11 protein-coding genes are annotated in these 17,794 nt (G+C 62.0%); all 11 read right to left on the bottom strand.

Going from position 1 to position 17,794, the window contains the following annotated elements:
* Window positions 1-27 precede the first annotated feature (27 nt).
* The 11 genes from ACYQ0G_RS12750 to ACYQ0G_RS12700 all read right to left on the bottom strand — a co-directional run bounded on the left by ACYQ0G_RS12750 (window position 28) and on the right by ACYQ0G_RS12700 (window position 17,681).
* Window positions 28-255, bottom strand: coding sequence for a hypothetical protein (locus tag ACYQ0G_RS12750; RefSeq protein ID WP_460103215.1), 228 nt, complete (start codon window positions 253-255; stop codon window positions 28-30).
* Window positions 256-684: 429 nt separating this feature from the next.
* Window positions 685-1,119 carry a hypothetical protein gene (locus ACYQ0G_RS12745; protein WP_460103213.1) on the bottom strand — a complete coding sequence of 145 codons (435 nt, stop codon included), beginning with the start codon at window positions 1,117-1,119 and terminating at the stop codon, window positions 685-687.
* 88 nt (window positions 1,120-1,207) lie between these two features.
* Window positions 1,208-4,759, bottom strand: a complete 3,552-nt coding sequence (locus tag ACYQ0G_RS12740) for an autotransporter domain-containing protein (RefSeq protein WP_460103211.1) — start codon at window positions 4,757-4,759, stop codon at window positions 1,208-1,210.
* 166 nt (window positions 4,760-4,925) lie between these two features.
* The gene (locus tag ACYQ0G_RS12735) at window positions 4,926-6,884 is read right to left on the bottom strand and encodes a tetratricopeptide repeat-containing sulfotransferase family protein (protein ID WP_460103209.1); all 1,959 of its coding nucleotides are present in this window, start codon (window positions 6,882-6,884) and stop codon (window positions 4,926-4,928) included.
* 83 nt (window positions 6,885-6,967) lie between these two features.
* Window positions 6,968-9,454 carry a TonB-dependent receptor gene (locus ACYQ0G_RS12730; protein WP_460103206.1) on the bottom strand — a complete coding sequence of 829 codons (2,487 nt, stop codon included), beginning with the start codon at window positions 9,452-9,454 and terminating at the stop codon, window positions 6,968-6,970.
* Between the two features lie 401 nt (window positions 9,455-9,855).
* The gene (locus ACYQ0G_RS12725; RefSeq protein WP_460103203.1) at window positions 9,856-11,532 is read right to left on the bottom strand and encodes a BCCT family transporter; all 1,677 of its coding nucleotides are present in this window, start codon (window positions 11,530-11,532) and stop codon (window positions 9,856-9,858) included.
* A 167-nt stretch (window positions 11,533-11,699) separates the two neighbouring features.
* On the bottom strand, window positions 11,700-12,896 hold the full coding sequence (locus tag ACYQ0G_RS12720) for an ABC transporter permease (RefSeq protein WP_460103375.1): 1,197 nt from the start codon (window positions 12,894-12,896) through the stop codon (window positions 11,700-11,702).
* 8 nt (window positions 12,897-12,904) lie between these two features.
* Entirely contained in the window at window positions 12,905-13,615 is a 711-nt protein-coding gene (locus ACYQ0G_RS12715) for an ABC transporter ATP-binding protein (protein WP_460103201.1), read from the bottom strand.
* Between the two features lie 7 nt (window positions 13,616-13,622).
* Window positions 13,623-14,921 carry an efflux RND transporter periplasmic adaptor subunit gene (locus ACYQ0G_RS12710; protein WP_460103199.1) on the bottom strand — a complete coding sequence of 433 codons (1,299 nt, stop codon included), beginning with the start codon at window positions 14,919-14,921 and terminating at the stop codon, window positions 13,623-13,625.
* Window positions 14,918-16,378 carry an efflux transporter outer membrane subunit gene (locus ACYQ0G_RS12705; RefSeq protein WP_460103197.1) on the bottom strand — a complete coding sequence of 487 codons (1,461 nt, stop codon included), beginning with the start codon at window positions 16,376-16,378 and terminating at the stop codon, window positions 14,918-14,920. The genes ACYQ0G_RS12710 and ACYQ0G_RS12705 overlap by 4 nt, the downstream gene beginning before the upstream one ends.
* Before the next feature lie 136 nt (window positions 16,379-16,514).
* The gene (locus ACYQ0G_RS12700; RefSeq protein WP_460103194.1) at window positions 16,515-17,681 is read right to left on the bottom strand and encodes a Gfo/Idh/MocA family protein; all 1,167 of its coding nucleotides are present in this window, start codon (window positions 17,679-17,681) and stop codon (window positions 16,515-16,517) included.
* Window positions 17,682-17,794: the final 113 nt, after the last annotated feature.

Raw genomic sequence — 17,794 nt, 5'->3', positions numbered from 1 at the left:
AAAGCGCGGCAAATCGAGCGTAGAGTGTCAGGCGGTGAGCGGCGGTCCCGTCGAAGGCGGGGGCGGTGCGGCAAGACCGCGACCAGGCGCGATGGCCAAAGTAATGCCGGCCAAGACCTCGGGCGCATCGGGCAGCAAAGGTTCGATGAACGGTTGATCGGGGAGCGTGGCTGAAGCGCTTAATGCAGCGAAATCGCAGACTACGCTGGCAAGGGCCGAATGCGTGTCGTGCTTTTCTTCGTCATCGGATGCCATGCCGGCATGATCGGCAGGCGCCCCGTGCGACGAAGCTTGCGGTGCAGCGTGCTGTCCATGCCCGCCATGCCTGCTGTGTTCATCTTGCGCGGCATCGGAATTTCGACCGGTTTGGGCAAAACGGGCAAGTTCCGGCGATGCAGTAGGGCATGGAACAAAGGTGGGATCCCCATCCTCCGAAGCACCGATCATCCACCCGTGCGGCACTGCCATCTGCACAAGGGTAACCAAGGCAGCAAGTGGCAATAACAGCCGGGAAAAGGACCTTCCGGGTAGCACGCTTGGCCCATTACCTTCGCTACTTTATAGAGGGAAGCGCTTCTCGACGAACGGAATAAAGTCTAGCTGTGGCAAGCTATCATCCAAGAACGTGTTCCGTCCGGTTTAATGGTGAAGAGGAAAATCGGGAACGGCAATTTTTACAGACGTTTAATAGGGTTCATCGATCGCAGTTTCTGGTTTTCTGCTGCTACTGGATCGCGCGGCCATCGTTTTCATGGTTGCGATGAAATTTCGATGCGACTGGCGTAGGTCTTCGTGAGCTGTACGCAGCCTTTCGACTCTTTCGAGAAATGAAGTGCCGGCCTGCTCTGCGCTGCACGTGAGCCTTACGATCTCGGCACGGTGAAGAAGAAAGGAATTTTCGTCGCCACCCCGAAGGAGTTCTCTGCCGAGCAAGGCCTCTGCCTGTCGGTAGTTTGCGATCCAGAGATCAGTTTCACTCAGCCAGAGAGCGATCTGCTGTTGTGATGAACGGGTGACGATAGCCTGCAGCTTCTCGGACTGTGAGAGAGAGGATGTTTTCTGATGGGCGATCGCGGAAGAACTGGCTGTGGCCAGCGTAACGCAGGTCGCGATGGCCAAGGTTCTTACCTTCATTTCAGTCCTCAGCCCATTCGATATGTCAGGTAAGGGGGCGACCTGACAAGCAGGCCGCCCCTCCGTATTTAGCCTAGAAGGCAAAAGTGACCGAACCGTAATAGCTCTGATAGGACACCTCATCACGCCAGACCGTGCTTTCGGCGGCGACTGAGAAGCCGACATTGCCAGCCTGATAGCCGAGGCCGCCACTTACTTCGGCCCAATTGTGATCGCTTGATGGCAGCGCGAAACCGACATTCGGTCCGACGCCGCCCACAAAGTTTGCGCCGAACAGGGCCGGACGGTCCGCGAAGTCGTGGACATAGCTGGCGTTCACGAAGGGCCTGAACCCACCTTTCCCGGCAAGGTTGATCCCGGCGCGTGCCTGATAGCTGTCATAACTTGGCAGCTCGTAAGACAGGGCAGGGCCTCCACCCTGTTCCGCCACACGACCGAAGTCGATCCGGGCAGCCCGGAAGGCGATGCGAGGCGTGATATCGAACGCGCCTGCGCTGAGAACCTTGCCGACGCCAGCCTCGGAAGAGAACACAAAGGCTGTGTCATTTCCGACGATGTCGAATTCGCTCGATCCGGCCGCTACGCTGCGCCGAGTTTCCGTTGCATAGGCACCGGCATTAATCTGGGCATCGAGACGGATACCGCCGATCGTGGTCACGCCATAGAGCGAACCCTGATACAACTCAGCGTCTGCGGTGTGTGTGGGCACCACCGTATTGCCTTCCATATCGATATAAGTGAGGGCAATGCCGATCGCGCCATTCTCGATCGCCTTTTCCAGACCGCCGCCGATGTAGAAGCCATCGAACTTGCTTTGGCCCTGCGGCGTTGCAGTAGGCATTCCGGACGCTTCGCCATCGACGTAACCGCCGGCCAGATAACCGCTATAGTCCTCTGCGAGTCCGGTCTGCTCCTGACCCAGATAGGCTCGCTCTGCCGCTGGCACATTACCGCTGTCCAGCGAAGTTGCGCGGGCCACCTGATTTGGTTGACCTATCACGGCAACACCGCCGCCCATGTCGTTATTGGCGCCCAGTTGCACCAGTCTGTCGCGGATCAAGCGATTGCCGACATTGACCGCCGCGAGTCCCATGGCGCCACGGAGCGATTGTTCGCGCGGGGCGAAGCTCTCGAGCGCATCGCGGATGGATGCCGTGTCCTGAAGGTCGAGCGGTCCGAAGAGATCATCGTACTGGTCATATTGCGAACGGTTTCGATCGAGAAGCGCAGCGAAAGCGGACTGAACCGGCGAGCTGGTGTCGATAACCGAACGATAGGATCCAGCCTCGATGGAGATCGTGACTGATTGCGGGCCATAAGTGAATTCCGGCCGCAGAATGGCGCTGACGTCCGGCGAAGCAAACGTCCCTTCGTAGCCACCTTCTGCAGTGAAGATCGTGTAGGTATCGCCCGAGCGCAGGATAGAGCCCTCGACAGGGTTCAGCAGTACGGTGCCGCCGATACTGGCAACCCCGTTGAGCGCGTTTCCTTCATCGTCGAACTCGGTGGCAGCGACCGAAATGAGGTCCGACTGTCCCATGCCGTCGAAATCGACGCTGTAGACGCCGCCGGATGTCAGGATGACGTTGCCTTCGAAGGTCAGCGTGCCAATGGTCCCCATCGTGCCGGGGGCAACGATACCCATCATGTTCGTGAAGTAAGGCGTCTGTACGGTTCCGTTGCCGGTCAGCGCGCCGGTGAACAGCAGATAGTCACCATTGCTGGCCAAAGTGCCGTCGACATTCATCATGCCGGCCATCTGCGTGATGTCCACCAGGCTGGTCAGCATTCCGTCGGCGGTGATGTCGAGCGCAGCTTCGGCACCGGCGATCATGAACTTGTCGATCGTGACGTCGGTATCGAGCGTGGTGGTTCCGGCATTCGCGAGGGTGACGTCGAAGTAGCGCGCGTTCACACGCTCGCTATCGGCGGTCTCGGGCGAATAGGCCACATTGTCGGGTACAAAGCCGCTGCCGCCGGGAAGGCCGTTGGCGAAAGTGGCTTCAGGCAGGGCAGCGATATCCTCGGCTGCAGCGACTGTAGCGTTCCTTTCGGCCGTCGAGCGGGAGAGATCGAGCAGGCGTTCCGGGATCACGGTTCCGATGGAGTTCGAGGTGAATTCGGGATCGGTATCAGACCCGCCGGGCACGAGGATATTGCCATCGTAATCGACGATATCGCCTGTCGCCAGATCGAGGCAGAAGTTGCCATCGCATACCTGGCCGAATTTCGGCTCGGTGCCTTCGAGGCCGGCCCCCGGACTATCGGGCACGCCGTTTGCGAAGTCCCCGTTCTGATCGATGATCATGTAATTCGGGTCGAGCGCCAGTTGCCAGTGATCCGCATCGCTCCAATTGCCGTCGCCTGCCAGGGTCTGGGCATAACGATAAGGGTTGTTGGCGACGATCCAGTCCCAGTGAAGATAGAGCGGCTGGTACAGGCTGTTGGTGCCATAGGATGAATCGGGCTGGGCGGCAAAGAAACGCGATCCACCCGAAAGGACGCCGATCACCAGCTCGGTCATGGACGACTGGAGAATGAGAGGGCCACCCGAATCCCCTCCTGCAGTGCTCCCTTCCACATCGCGGGCGCCATCGCGGAAGAGGTTGAAATCGAAGGGATTGGTCCCGTTCGGATCGTCGAAATCGGTCTGGTAAAGATTTTGAGGCAAGCCATAATCGCCCGGGCCGAACAGCCATTCGTTCCGATCATTCAGCGAAGCGAGCGCACCGAGCACGTTTTCGGCGGCGCGCCGACGGAAATCGGTGCCCTGGAATGACCCGCTTTCGCCATAGCCGCTGCGACCATAGCCAACGACGCGGACATCATATCCGGTGCCCGATACGCTATCGATCGAGGCTGGCGTGGCCAGGGGCGAGAACAGCATCGCCCATGTGGGCACATCGCTTGCCGGAGTGTCGAGCGCAGCGAGAGCCACGTCGCTCTCGAGGAAGCCCCGTGCTTCAGGCCGCGCGAGCGAGTCCGGATCGAACAGGATCTGCTCGATGTTGTAGACATAGTCTTCCGGCACTGAGGAATAGCCCGATCTGATCCAGGATCTGAGGCCATCGAGCGCGTCGGCCTGGAAGGCGAAAGCTGCGGGAATATTCCCCACTGCGGCACCAAAACCATCTTCTCCAGCGTCATTAACGCAGTGAGCCGCAAACAGGACGGTGCGCGGATTGATCAACGTGCCGGTGCAAACAAAACCATCCGCGCGGTAGAACTGGCCAACGCCAGTGACATCGACTGCGTCATCGAAAATCGAACCTGGTTCGTCAGGGTTGAGAGTATGCCCTTCGCCGGGCCCTTCCACCACGACTTGCGGCGTGTCTACGACAAAATCGGGGGTCCGCGCAGCCGCTGCGGTGGTCACCACGCCAGCATCGGTCAGCGGAGTGTTAAGGTATGAAGAAGACAGTCGCACGTCGGAATTAACCGGACCAACCGAGAGATCCAGACCGTGTGCGGCACCTGTTTCGCTGATCGCAACCGACGAAACGTTCGGTGCATCGGTGCTTTCTGCATGGACCGCAGCCGAGGCCATCAGGGATGCGGTTGCGGTAGTGGTGTAGAGAGCAAGGCGCTGAAAGGATGAGCGTCGAGCGAGGTGACCTGATGGCATTCGTTATCCTTCACGGTTTCGTTTGGTGAAGGTCGAAGATGAACACATGTTCAGGACGGAATCAATATTTCATAATCGCAATAGTCATTTATTCTTAATCGAATATAAACTGTGATGAATTTGATACAAACATACGCACCATCTTCAGGCGGGGCTACGTCGGTCACTATCTTTGCAACGCGTCCCGCAAATCGCCAAGCCACGCAGTGTAGGGCTTCCAGGCGTTCTGGCCCGAACGATTGATCGGGCGCCGTACCTGTTCCGAGCTTGCGGTGCGTACGGCGCGGTCGGTCCGGTGAAAATCGAGGCAGGCGCTTTCGAAGGGCAGGCCGATGTGATCGAGCATGCGGCGGGTCTGGCCCTCCAGATCGTCGAGCACGTCCTCGTGATGAACCCTTAGAACCTTGCCCGGCAGTACCTTGTCCCAATGATCCATGAGACGGGTATAGTCATGGTAATAGCGGCCGATTTCGGTGAGGCCGTAGGTGAAGTCCTGACCCTCGGCGAAGAGCTGTTTGAAGCCCGAGAAGCAGCAATCCATCGGATCGCGCCGCGCATCGATGATCGTCGCATTCGGCAAGATGAGATGGATCAGCCCGATATGGCGAAAATTGTTCGGCATCTTGTCGATGAAGAACGGCGCCCCCTGCCGGTGGATGCGGGTATCGTCCAGAAAGGCGGTCCCGAATTCGGTGAACCGTTCTGCCGGAATATCGTGGAGGATATCGGGATAGCGGCTCTGGCCTACCTTCCGGCCGCGTAACCGGTGCGCCAGCGCCAGGATATTCGGCAGTTCGAGCGTGCCGTCGATCTGCGAATGGCTGGCCAGTATCTGTTCCAGAAGAGTCGAGCCCGCGCGGGGCAGGCCGACGATAAAGATGGGATCACGCGCGCCATTACCGGCGCCCGCTTTGTCATCGAACAGGGCAGGGGTACAGGCAGCCTGCTGGGCGGCGAGTTCTGCCGTCATCTTGTCGGCGCTGTAACCGGTCTGCTGCCGTTTGAGCGTATTGCCCAGCTCGTAAAACCGGAATGAGTCCTCGTATGCCTTGCGATCTTCATATGCCTTGCCCAGCGCGAAGGCGAGGTGGACGCGGTCCATAAATGCAATATCCGACCGGTCGGCCTGCGCGCGCATTGCAGCGACTTCGTCATCGGTGAAACGATAGGTCTTGAGGTTGGCCAGCGCATAGTAGGCGTCCCCATGGCCGGGCCGGGCAGCGATGGCCTTGCGATAGGAAGCGACCGCCTCGTCCTGCTGCCCCACCGTCTTCAGTGCGTGCCCCCGCGAGGTGAGCGTCGCCGGATCATCGGGAAGCCGATTCAGAACCTCCTCGAACAGGGTGAAGGCCCGGTCATAATCGCCGGTCTGCATGCTCTCGATCGCGAGGTGCGACTGGAACAGCGGGCTTTCGGGATCGCGGCGATAGAGCGCTTCGGCTTCTTCGCGGGCGCGGGTGAATTTCTGGCGCTTACGCAGCACGTCGATGTAATCGAGGCGGAGCTGAATATTCTCCGGCTCGAAAGTTACCGCGCTTTCCAGCAGAAATTCGGCATCGTCGAGAATGCCCAGCCTGAGACCGATCTGCGCGAGCAGCCGCATGCCTTCCACGTGATTGGGATGGCGACGGAGGAAATGCCGGCAGATCTCTTCTGCACGCAGCGGGCGGCCTTCGTGCAAGTGATGCGTAACGGCGAGCAGTTCGCGCGGCAGATCGGCGATGCGCTGTTCCTGCAAGCGCGCCGCGCGGGCTTCGGCGGTGCGTCCGGCGGCTTCGAGCAGATCGGCCTGCGCTCGCCAGCTTGCGGCAAGGGCGGGGTTGAAACGTACAGCGCGTGCGTAGGCTTCGATCGCCTTCGCGGTATCGCCGCCGTCTCGCGCGAGGTGGCCGGCTTCCTGCCAGGCGCGGCCATATTCGGGAACGGCAGCGTGAAGCCTGTCCAGCTGGTGCGCCGCGGCGTCGAAATTGCGGAGATAGCGGTTCGCGACTGCCGCGATGTACAGCGCTTCGGCATCTTCGGGCGTGTTCGTCAGAAGGCTGGTCGCCAGGTCAAGCCCGCGCTCGAACTGCTGCGCCTGCAGGGCGGCTTGCGCTTCTTTCAGAGCTTCTTCGCGCGAAACCACTGCGTCCCCTTTGGTAGTATAAATGCAAACGGCGGAGGGGAGCTTGAAGCTCCGCCCCCGCCGTCAGTCAACAGTCTACTGAATCAGTAGCTGAAAGTTGCCTTTGCGCCCACGGTCAGCGGACGGTTGGTAACGATCCGAGCGCGATCGTAGTAGAAATCGCCCGCGATCTCTGCGCGCGTATCGAACAGGTTGGCGCCGTAAACCTCGAAGGTCCACTGATCGTAGGACACGCCGGCCGACAGATCGACGATGGTGTAGCTGTCGAGTTCGATTCGGTTGATCGCGATGATATCCGTGAACTTCGATGCCGAATGCGACACCGAAGGCTGCACGAACGCACCGAGGCTGTCGCTCAGATCCCATTCGTAGCGGACCCGCAGATTGCCCTGGAAGGACGGGGCGTAAGCCAAGTCCGAACCGGCCTGTACGTCGTCGGTAGGGGTGAGAACCTCGGTGATTTCCGTGTCGAGGAACGACACGGCACCCGAGACCGTCAGGCCGGCCAGATCGTAAGGCGCCAGCGTGAAATCGGCTTCGAAGCCCTTGATCTCTGCATTCGCCGCATTGTCCGAGAAGAACAGATTGGTGATGCTGGGATCGAAGATTGTCGTCTGCAGATTGCTGATGTCGACATAGAACAGGCTGCCGTTGATCCGCAGCTGGCGGTCAAACAATTCGGTCTTGGCGCCGACTTCGTAGTTTTGCACTTCATCCGATTGCAGTTCGAACGGTACGGTGAAGCCACCGGGGCCCTGTGCGCCGCCCGGACGGTTGAGCAGGCCGGGCCGAAAGCCTTCCGAATAGGTCGCATAGAACAGCAGGTCTTCGGTGGGCGTGTAATTCACGGTGCCCTTGAAGATGAAGCCGTCGGTCTTGGCCTTGTCGGGAGCGCGCACGGCGTTGAACACCTGCTGCGCCTGGGCAGCGGTCAGGCCGGCGGCCTGGATGTCTTCCAGCGTGTCGTTCACGTCGAAAGTCTGACGCAGGCTGGCATCGCACGAGCCGATGAAGGTGTACTGGCCGTCGCCATCATAAAGATCCGACAGATTGGTGCCGAAGGCATTCGCGTCTTCAGCCGCGCCTGCGTTGCAGAACGAGCTGTTGGCCGTGCCTTCGAAATCGACGGCTACGTTGTAGTAGCGGGCGCCGCCGGTGATCGACAGCACATCGGGGACGATGTCGAAGGTGGCTTCGCCGAAGATGCCGAACTGTTCGTCGGTGCGCTTCACGTCGTTGCGGAAGATCACGCCATAAGGGAACGGTCCTGCATCGGACTGATAGGCACCCGGGAACGGGAAATTCGGTGCGAAACCGCCGAATGGTTCGGCCAGTTCGCTGCCCGGATAGGTGTAGTCGTTGCGTTCTTTCAGCTCGAGGTCGGAATAGAAGCCGCCTGCGGTGACGCGGAAACGGTTTTCTTCAGGCGTGCTGAAGCGCAGTTCCTGCGTGAAGACCGACAGTTCGCTGTTCGAACCGACATAGAGATTGGGTGCCTGGCACGTGCCGCTGGGGGCCGCATCGCCGGGATAGCTGACCGATCCATCGCAGATGTAATAGGGCAGGTACTGACCCGCGAAGAGATAGTCCGAATAGTCGACGCGCTGCTCGGTCTCACGCTCGGTGTAGGCACCGTTGTAGATCACGTCGAGCATGCCGAGACGGCCTTCGACGGTCCATGCGGTGTTGGAGAAATCGTCTTCCAGGCGATCGTCTTCGAAGCGCTGGATTTCCAGATTGTCGAGGTCGAGTTCCGGATCGGCGAAGAACACGCCGTCGCTTTCCAGGCTCTGGCGGCTGTGCGCCAGCGTAACCTGCCAATCGGGCGAGACTTCATACAGCGCCGATACGCGGAAGCCCGAATACTGCGTGTCGTTGAAATCTTCTTCGACCAGCGCGGCATTGTTGGCCTCGATGAAGGTGACGTCAGAAAGATCGGCATCGGCCTGGAAACCGGCGCGGTTGGGCGCCACGGGAACGCCGTTGTCACGCACCGTGCCGGCGGGGCGGAAACGGGCGCTTTCGCGGGCCGTGCGGGTGCCGGCGACATTGTCGATATAGCCGCCCTGATCGTCGAGATAGACGACGCCGCGCAGCGCGAGGCTGTCGGTGACCGGCACGTTCAGCATGGCTTCCGCATTGTAGCTGGCTTCGCCGCCCTTGGTGAAGGACGTTCCCATGGTGACCTTGGCATCGAAGCCGGACAGGTCGGGCTTGTTGGTGATCAGGCGGACCACACCGGCCTGCGAGCTGGCACCGAACAGCGTACCCTGCGGGCCGGAGAGGACTTCGATCCGTTCAAGGTCGGCGGCATAGACGTCGAGGTTACGGCCGGGCTGGGCCAGCGGCTGTTCGTCGAGATAGAGCGACACGTTCGGCGCCAGGCCTGCAACACCTGCGGTGGTCAGGTTCGGCGTGGTCGAGGCGAGACCGCGAATGTAGATCGTGCTCTGACCCGGGCTGCCGCCACCGGCGGTAACCGTGGGCAGCTGCTTGAGATAATCGTCGAAGGTCGAGATGTTCAGCTGGTCGAGCTGTTCTTCGCCGAGAGCCTGAACGGAAACCGGCACGTCCTGCAGATCTTCGCTGCGGCGCTGCGCCGTTACGACGATGGTCTGGACGCCGCCAGTGCGCGGCTTTTTCGCAGCGGGCTGCGTGGTCTGGGCCGTGCCGGTGGTTTGAGCCTGGGCCTGGGCAGGCGCAGGCGAAAGAAGAGCGATAGCCAGTGCGCCAGCGGACGTACTGCTTACAAATTTGCTAAGAATGGTTAGCCCCCATCAATCGGACATAAGGCCGCACAACCGGCACGACGATGTCGGCCAGTGAACGGCGGTGAGAATGTGAAGTGGGCGCGACCTAATAAGGCTGATCGCTCCCGGCCACCCCGCAGTCCCGATTTTCCGGGAAAGCGAAAAGTGCTGTCACATTTCTGCAACAGCACAGATTTCGCCCGTTCCCCGAAAGAACGGCGCTAGTCGTCGACCGTGGACATTCCTGCCAAAGTAGTGGGAACGCCCTGACTTTTTCGGATCAGATCGAACCAGATCGCCTTGATGATCGAAATGCACATCAGCGCCACCACGAAGGAAAAGGGCAAGGCGCCGATAATCATTGTGATGCGGATCGCCTCGATCCCGCCCAGCACCAGCATGCTGCCCACGATCAGCGCAAGCGCCGCGCCCCAGAACAGGATGTGACGGCGACGTTCGCCCTCGGTTTCACCTGCGCCGTTGATGGTGTTGATGATCAGGATCGCGCTGTCGGCAGAGGTGACGAGATAGGTCATCAGCAGCAGCACGATCAGGCCGGACACCACCATGGCGAAGCCCGGATCGAGCAGCACCGCCAGCGTTGCGTAAAGCTGGTCCGCCATGGGAGCGTTCACGATCGTTCCTGCCGCGCTACCATCCAGTTCCAGCGCAATCGCCGTTCCGCCCAGCAGCGTCATCCACACGAAGCAGACGAGCGAGGGGACGAGCACCACGCCGAGGATATATTCGCGGATCGTGCGGCCGCGCGAGATGCGCGCGATGAACATGCCCACGAAGGGCGCGAAAGCGATCCACCATGCCCAGTAGAACACCGACCAGTCCCGCTGCCAGGTCACCAGTTCTTCACCGAACGGGCCGCTGTTATGGAAGATGGTCAGCGAAAGCGGGATTAGATGGGCGACATAATCGACCAGCCCGCTGCTGAACAGTTCGAGCGCATAAAGGCTGGAGCCGACCACCACGAAGAGCAGCAGCAGCAGGAAGGAAAGGCCAAGATTGATGTTCGAGAGCCATTTGATGCCCTTGCCGACACCTGACAGGGCGCTGATTGTGGACGCACCGACGAGCACGGTAAGGGCCACCACGATGGCGGCAACCGAAGATGATCCATCCGCATCGAGCAGCCAGTCACCCACGCCGACGCGCGCAAGGCCGACCACGAATTGTTCGACGCCCAGGCCCATGGTCACGGCAACGCCAAGAATTGTCGCCACGACTGCCACGACATCGAAGAGATGGCCGACCGGGCCGGACATGGTGCGCCCGAAAAGCGGCGCGAGTGCCGAGCGGATGGTGAGCGGCAGGCCCCGGCGATAGGCGACATAGCCGATCGCAAGCCCGACCAGAGCATAAGTGCCCCAAGCCGCAAATCCCCAGTGAAGGAAGGTGTAGAGATAGGCCGAATGCACTGCCTCGGCAGTTTGCGCCCCGGCTTCGCCCGTGATGATTTCCGGATTGTTCGAGAAATGCGCCAGCGGTTCGCCGGTTGAATAGGTCAGCATGCCGATCCCGATCCCGGCGCCGAACAGCATGGAGAACCATGACAGGCGGGAAAATTCGGGCCCCTCGTCGGCAGTGCCGATGCGCAGGCGGCCGACCTTGGGTATCACGGCCAGCACGGCGCATGTCGTCATCAACGCGGCCACCAGATAGACATACCAGCCGGTGAAAGACGCGATGATGGTCGAATTGGCGGCGGTCAGCGTTTCGTTCGCCTGCACCGGGAAGAAGATCGCCCACAGGATGATCAGGCTGACGATGATCTTGGCAGGTATGGTCACCTGCCGGCTGAAGCCATCGTAAAAGCCCCGGCTGGCGGTGCTGATTGGCAGGTCGGTCAGGGGCGGGGCAATACCCCTCTTGGTCTCGGAAGACATTGTTTTCTCTCTATTGTGGAGATCCGCAGGTTCGACGACCAGCGGGTGGGAACGCCGCCAACATACGGATTTCGGTCACAATATCAAATTGGCGCCCCGCAGAAGCGCCCGCAGCGCCTGGTATCGGCCCTCAAACCGGTGCTGCAACGGTCTCATGGCCGCGCCGATCATTCGTGGCGCAGCGCGTCGATGGGGTCGAGCTTGCTGGCCTGATGGGCCGGATAATAGCCGAAGATCATGCCCATGGCGGCGCTGAACAGGAAGCTGATGATGTTCACCGTCGGATCGAACAGGAACGGCAGGTCGATCGCGCTGGCCAGCGTTATGGACAGGCCGAATGCCAGCAATATGCCGATTAGGCCGCCAAAGCAGCACAGCACCACCGCTTCGGTCAGGAATTGCAGCCGCACTTCCTTGGCCAGCGCCCCGATGGCCAGCCGGATGCCGATTTCGCGCGTGCGTTCGGTCACGCTGACCAGCATGATGTTCATGATGCCGATGCCGCCGACCAGCAGGCTGATCGCGGCGATCACCGTGACCACGGCGGTCATGGTCCCGGTGACATTGTTCACCGTCTCGTTGATGTCGGCCGTGTCGATGATGTTGAAATCGTTCGCCTCGCCTTCCTGGATCACGCGGCGTTCGCGCAGCAGGTCGATCAGCTGCTGCTGGATCGAAGCGCTGGTGTAGGAATCGTCATATTTCACCACGAAGAACTGGATGTTGGTCCCGCCGGTGAAGCGCCGCTGCACGGTCTTGAGCGGCATGAACACGACATCGTCGGCATCCTGCCCGCCGCCCACCGCGTTCGAGCGTTCGTCGATCACCCCCACGACCAGGCAGGACACATTGCCCACCCGCATGGTTTCGCCCAGCACTTCGCCCTCGACGAAAATCTCGTCGACCACTTTGGGGCCGAGGATGCACACGCTTTCGCCGCGATCGCTTTCCTGTTCGGAGAAACCGCGGCCGTCCACCACCTTGATCGACTGGGCGGAGAAGAAGGCCGCATCGCCGCCCTGAACGGTGGTGGACCAGTCCTGCCCGTTGTGAAACGCCACGGCAGGCATTTGCGAGGATCCGGCGGCATTGATCACGCCGGGGATCTGGCGTTCGACGGCAAGCACGTCCATGTCGTCGAACGGGGCGGGCTGGCGATCGTCCACGCCATCGGGAAACACGATGAAAACATTGGAACCCAGCCCCGCGATGTCTTCCTGCACATTGGCGGTCAGGCCTCTGCCCAGCGTCACCATGGTGATGACCGCCGCAACGCCGATGATGATGCCCAGCGTGGTCAGGAAACTGCGCAGTAGGTGCCGCCTGATCTCGCGCAGCGCGAGCAGGAAGGTGGCGCCGAACATACGCAGCCTCATAGCGCCACCTCGCGCCGCTTGCCTTCCTCGATCCGCTGGACCAGCCCGTCACGGAAATGGACGATGGTCCGCGCGAATTCGGCCATCTCTTCCTCATGGGTGACCATCAGCACGGTGATCCCGCTCTTGCTGAGATCGCGGAGCAGTTCCATGATTTCTATCGAACGTTCGGTGTCCAGATTGCCGGTCGGTTCGTCGGCCAGCAGCACGTCAGGATCGGATACCAGCGCGCGGGCGATGGCCACGCGCTGTTGCTGGCCGCCGGACAGTTCGGCGGGCGTGTGCTTGGCCCAGGGCAGCAGGCCGACCTTGTCCAGCGATCGTTCCGCCGCCTCGCGCCGCGCCTTCTTGGGTTCGCCGCGATAGAGCAGAGGAAGCTCAACATTCTCCAGGGCGGTGGTGCGCGCCAGCAGGTTGAAGCCTTGGAACACGAAGCCGAGATAGCGGCGGCGCAGCAGGCTGCGCTGATCGCGGCTCAGCGACTGGACCTCCACGCCGCGGAACCGGAAGGTCCCGCTGGTCGGCGTGTCGAGACAGCCGAGGATGTTCATCGTGGTCGACTTGCCCGAACCCGATGGCCCCATGATCGCTACGAAGTCACCGCGATCGATCGCCAGATTGACGCCTTTCAGCGCCTGGAACGCCGCCGGGCCGGTGCCGAAGGTCTTGGTGATGCCTTCAAGCTGGATAAGCGACGCTTCGCTCACCTTCGCCTCAATTCCCGCCAGCGCCGATGCCGGTCACCACTTTCATGCCGGCCTTGAGCTTTTCGGATGTCACCACGGTCAGGCGGCCATCGCTTTGCCCGGTGACCACGTCGATCTTCTCCAGATCGCCGGTGTCGGAGACAATGTAGACCGACTGGCGGCTGCCCACGCCGATGCTGGCTTCGCTCTTCTGGTCTAGACCGAGTTCGGGATTGCCGAAGATGCCGCCGCTTTCGCCTTCCTCCTCGGGCTCGAACCGCAGCGCGGCATTGGGCACCAGCAGGCGCTGGCCGGTGCTGGCGGTGGCGATGGTGGCAGTCGCGGTCATGCCCGGGCGCAGCAGGCCTTCGGGATTGTCGACGATCAGCCGCGCTTCATAGCTCACCACCTGCTGCGATTGCTGCGCCATCTGCTGTTCGGATTGCGCGATATTGTTCGAGGCAAGATCCACCCGTTCGACCCGTGCGGGGAAGCGGCGGCCGGGATAGGCATCCACGGTAAATGCGGCGGTCTGCCCGGCTTTCACCTCGCCCACATCCGCCTCGTCCAGATTGACGCGCAGCTGCATGGTGGCGAGATTTTCCGCCAGCACGAACAAAGTGGGGGTGTTGAAGCTGGCGGCCACGGTCTGGCCAGGTTCCACCTGCCGGGCCAGCACCACGCCCGAAACCGGCGCGCGGATCACGGCGCGGTTGGACTGGGTCTGCGCGGTGGAAAGCTGGGCCTGCACGGCGGCGACATTGGCCTTGGCCGAAGCGATCGCGGCCTGCCCGCGGCGCACGGCGGCGACGGCCTGTTCCATCTCGGCATCCGATGGCACGCGCCCGCCCGACAGCCGCTCCACCTCGCGCAGGCGTTCGAGCTGGGCGCGGTCGGCATCGAGCGTCGCCTGTGCCTGCGCCACCTGAGCGCGGGCGGCGTTGAGATTGGCGCGGTTCTGGACGATCTGGTCCTGGATCACATCGGTATTGATGACAGCGAGCACCTGCCCGCGCGAAACCTGATCGTTCACATCGACCAGCACCCGGTCGATCCGGCCCGATACTTCCGAGCCGACCTCTACCTGATTGGTCGGGCGCAGATTGCCGGTGGCCGTGACCGCCAGATCGAGCGAGCGGTTGACCACATCGCTGGTGATATAGTTCGGTTTGGGATCCTCGCCCGCACAGCGCGAGATCGCGAACAGCAGCAGCAGGGCGACGATCACGCCCGCCCAGACGCGCTTGCGCTTGTACCATTTCTTCGGCTTGCCGGTCTCGAGGTAGCTTTCGATATCCTCGCCGGTGGCGGTATCGCTCTCGCTCATTGCGCTGTCCTGTCGTCCTGCCCGGCTGCCGCGCCGGGAATGGGGAGGTTGTAATCCGTTTCGCTCCAGCCGCCGCCCAAGGCCTGCGTCAGGCGGACGAAGGCGGTTGCCCGGTCGGCCCGGGCGCTGACGAGCTGGTTGCGCGCGGAGAGCAGCTGGCTTTCGACCACCAGCAGCGTCTGGAAATCGGTCAGGCCCGCCTCATACTGGCTGCGGGCGAGGAAGGCGGAGTTTTCCGCCGCGTCCACCGCTTCCTCGCTGATCGCCACGCGTTCGGCCGCGGTGCGCTGGTCGGTGGCGGAGCTTTCCACCTCCTCAAGCGCGCGCAGGATCGCTTGTTCGTAAGCGGCGAGGCTGGCGCGGGTGATCGCTTCGGCATTGTCCACCCGCGCGGCGGTGCGGCCGCCGTCGAAAATGAGCTGGGTCAGCCCGGCGAACAGATTGCCGGTGACGAGGTCGAAAATGTCGGACAGCGGCGAACCGCCGGCCCCGATGCTGCCCGTCAGGCGCAGCGCAGGGAGCAGGTCTGCCCGCGCCACGCCGATGCGGGACGAACTGGCGATCACATCGGCCTCGGCCGCGCGCACATCGGGGCGGCGGCTGAGCACCTGTGCGGGGGCAGCGAAGCCGTCGAGCTGCGGGGGTACCGGCACCGGCTCGGGCTCACTGGCGCGGAAGGCGGCAAGCACGCGGCCCGGCGGTTCGCCGATCAGCGTGGAGATGGCATTGGCCGTGGCCACGAGATTGCTTTCGAGCAGCGGTATGCTGGCCGCCGTCTGCGCCCGCTGCGTGCGCGCCTGTTCGACATCGAGGCTGGAGACGAGCCCCGCCTGATTGCGCCAGCGCGCCAGTTGCAGATTGTCGTCCTGAAAGGCGAGCGAGGAGCGCGCGATGGTAAGCTGTTCGGAAAAAGCGCGCGCCGCAATCGCCTGGCTGGCGACCTGGCCCACGATCAGCCGCTGGATATCCGCCAGCGAATAGCCCGCTGCCAAGAGGTCCGCCCGGCTGGCCGCGACATTGCCGGAAATCTGGCCGAACAGATCGACTTCCCATGCCGCATCGGCGCCCACGGTGAATTGCAGATCGTCATCGGCAAAATCGCCGACATCGCGCCGCGCCCCTGCAGAGCCGTTGATGGTGGGGAAATAGCCCGCCCGTGCGCCGCGCAATCCCGCGCGCGCCTGATCCAGCCGGGCGATGCCGATCGCCAGATCGCGGTTTTCGGCGATGGCGCGTTCGACCAGACCGGTCAGCAGCGGATCATCGAGCAATGTCCAGTACCGCGCCAGATCGGGCGAGGTGGTGCCGATGTCGGCTTCCGCCCAAGCGGCGGGAACGGTAATCGCCGGTTCGGGCACCGCCGGGCGCAAGCTGGCGCAGGCCGACAGCCCGATCGCCGCCGCCATCGGCAATGCAGCACGGCCCAGCGCGCAGAATCGTCCCTCAAGAATGAACAAGTACCCCCCACTTGATCCCATTTGTTCAGACAAAGCCCGATTGATGGTTAATTGCAAGTCTGGCTGCCTATATTTTTCGGAACTGTCAGAAATTCATCGGATTTACTTGAATTTGCAAAGCGCCGCAGCGCCCTATTCAAATCCCCTCCAGTGAAACCGCCACGCCGCCCTGATCGGCGCTGCGATAGGCCGCTTCGATCAGGCGGATATCGCGCAGGCCCATTTCGCCCGGCGTTGCATGCGGCTGGCCCGCGCGCGCGGCTTCGCTGAAGGCATCCACCTGGCCCGCAAACTGGGTGTAGGGCGCGCCGGTCGACACCTGCACCTCGCGCCCGCCCTGTTCGTGCCACAGCGCATTGTCGTAATAGGTAGTCGCCGGGCTCATCCGCAGCGAGGACTTGCTGCCGATATAGGTCTGCTTGGAGTGATAGGGGGAATAGCAATAGGAGCTTGAGCCCGAGACCACCGCGCCGCTGCGCATGATGATCCGCCACTCCACGCCGCCCTCGACCTCGCGGAAGCGCGCATCGTCTTTCGGATAGGCATAGACGGCCGACATGCTGACCGGCGCATCGCCTTCCAGCATCATCAGCGATGTGTTGATGCCGTAAATGCCGATGTCATACATCGAGCCGCCGCCCGCCAGCTGCTTTTCCAGCCGCCAGCGATGCGGCGCCCAGTTTTCGGGATCGGCCTGGAAACCGTGCTCTGCGCGCACATGGCGCATGGTGCCGATTTCGCCGCCGGTGATCATGGAAAGCGCGGCCCGGTTGGTCGGTTCGAAATGGACGCGGTAGCCCACGCCCAGCGCCTTGCCCGCCTTGCGCGCGGCGGCGATCATCGCTTCGCATTCGGCGCTGGTCGAAGCCATCGGCTTTTCGCACAACACATGCTTGCCCGCTTCCAGCGCGCGAATGGTATATTCCGCATGCAGCCCCACCGGCAGCGCGATCTGCACGCAGTCGATGTCGGGATTGTCGATAATGCTGTCGTAATCGTCATAGCTGTAAGTGTGCTCGACACCGTAGGTATCGGCCAGCCGGGCCAGCTTTTCCGGATTGCCCGAAACCAGCGCGGTCAGGCGCGACCGGTTGGCATCGCCGAAAGCGGGCATCAACTGGCCCACGGCGAAACTGCCCAGGCCCACCACGGCCCAGCCCATCCGCTGTTCGGGGGGAAGGGGGAGGGTGGGATTGCCCATCATCGGCTGTCCTTGCGCCTCTTGCGCCAGCGCGCGCCCGGCCATGGCAGCGGTCAGCGCGCCTCCGCTTGCGATCAGTAAGTCCCGGCGGTTCATTGCCATGCTTTTCCTCCCTCGTGTCCTGCCAGCCTTCATGGACCGGCCCCGTTGGGTGCAACGATAGCTTCCCCTTCGCAAAATGATAGCGCTATCACGTGGCGAAAAGGAACCTAATC

Source organism: Qipengyuania triglochinis (assembly GCF_054655615.1).
The sequence above is the reverse complement of the archived record's forward strand: the minus strand, read 5'-3'. Positions and strand labels throughout refer to the sequence as shown.

Bases quoted from the DNA above. Each gene is read 5' to 3' on its own strand.
- ACYQ0G_RS12750 (WP_460103215.1), bottom strand. From the start codon at position 255: ATGGCATCCGATGACGAAGAAAAGCACGACACGCATTCGGCCCTTGCC.
- ACYQ0G_RS12740 (WP_460103211.1), bottom strand. From the start codon at position 4,759: ATGCCATCAGGTCACCTCGCTCGACGCTCATCCTTTCAGCGCCTTGCT.
- ACYQ0G_RS12725 (WP_460103203.1), bottom strand. From the start codon at position 11,532: ATGTCTTCCGAGACCAAGAGGGGTATTGCCCCGCCCCTGACCGACCTG.
- ACYQ0G_RS12720 (WP_460103375.1), bottom strand. From the start codon at position 12,896: ATGTTCGGCGCCACCTTCCTGCTCGCGCTGCGCGAGATCAGGCGGCAC.
- ACYQ0G_RS12710 (WP_460103199.1), bottom strand. From the start codon at position 14,921: ATGAGCGAGAGCGATACCGCCACCGGCGAGGATATCGAAAGCTACCTC.
- ACYQ0G_RS12700 (WP_460103194.1), bottom strand. From the start codon at position 17,681: ATGGCAATGAACCGCCGGGACTTACTGATCGCAAGCGGAGGCGCGCTG.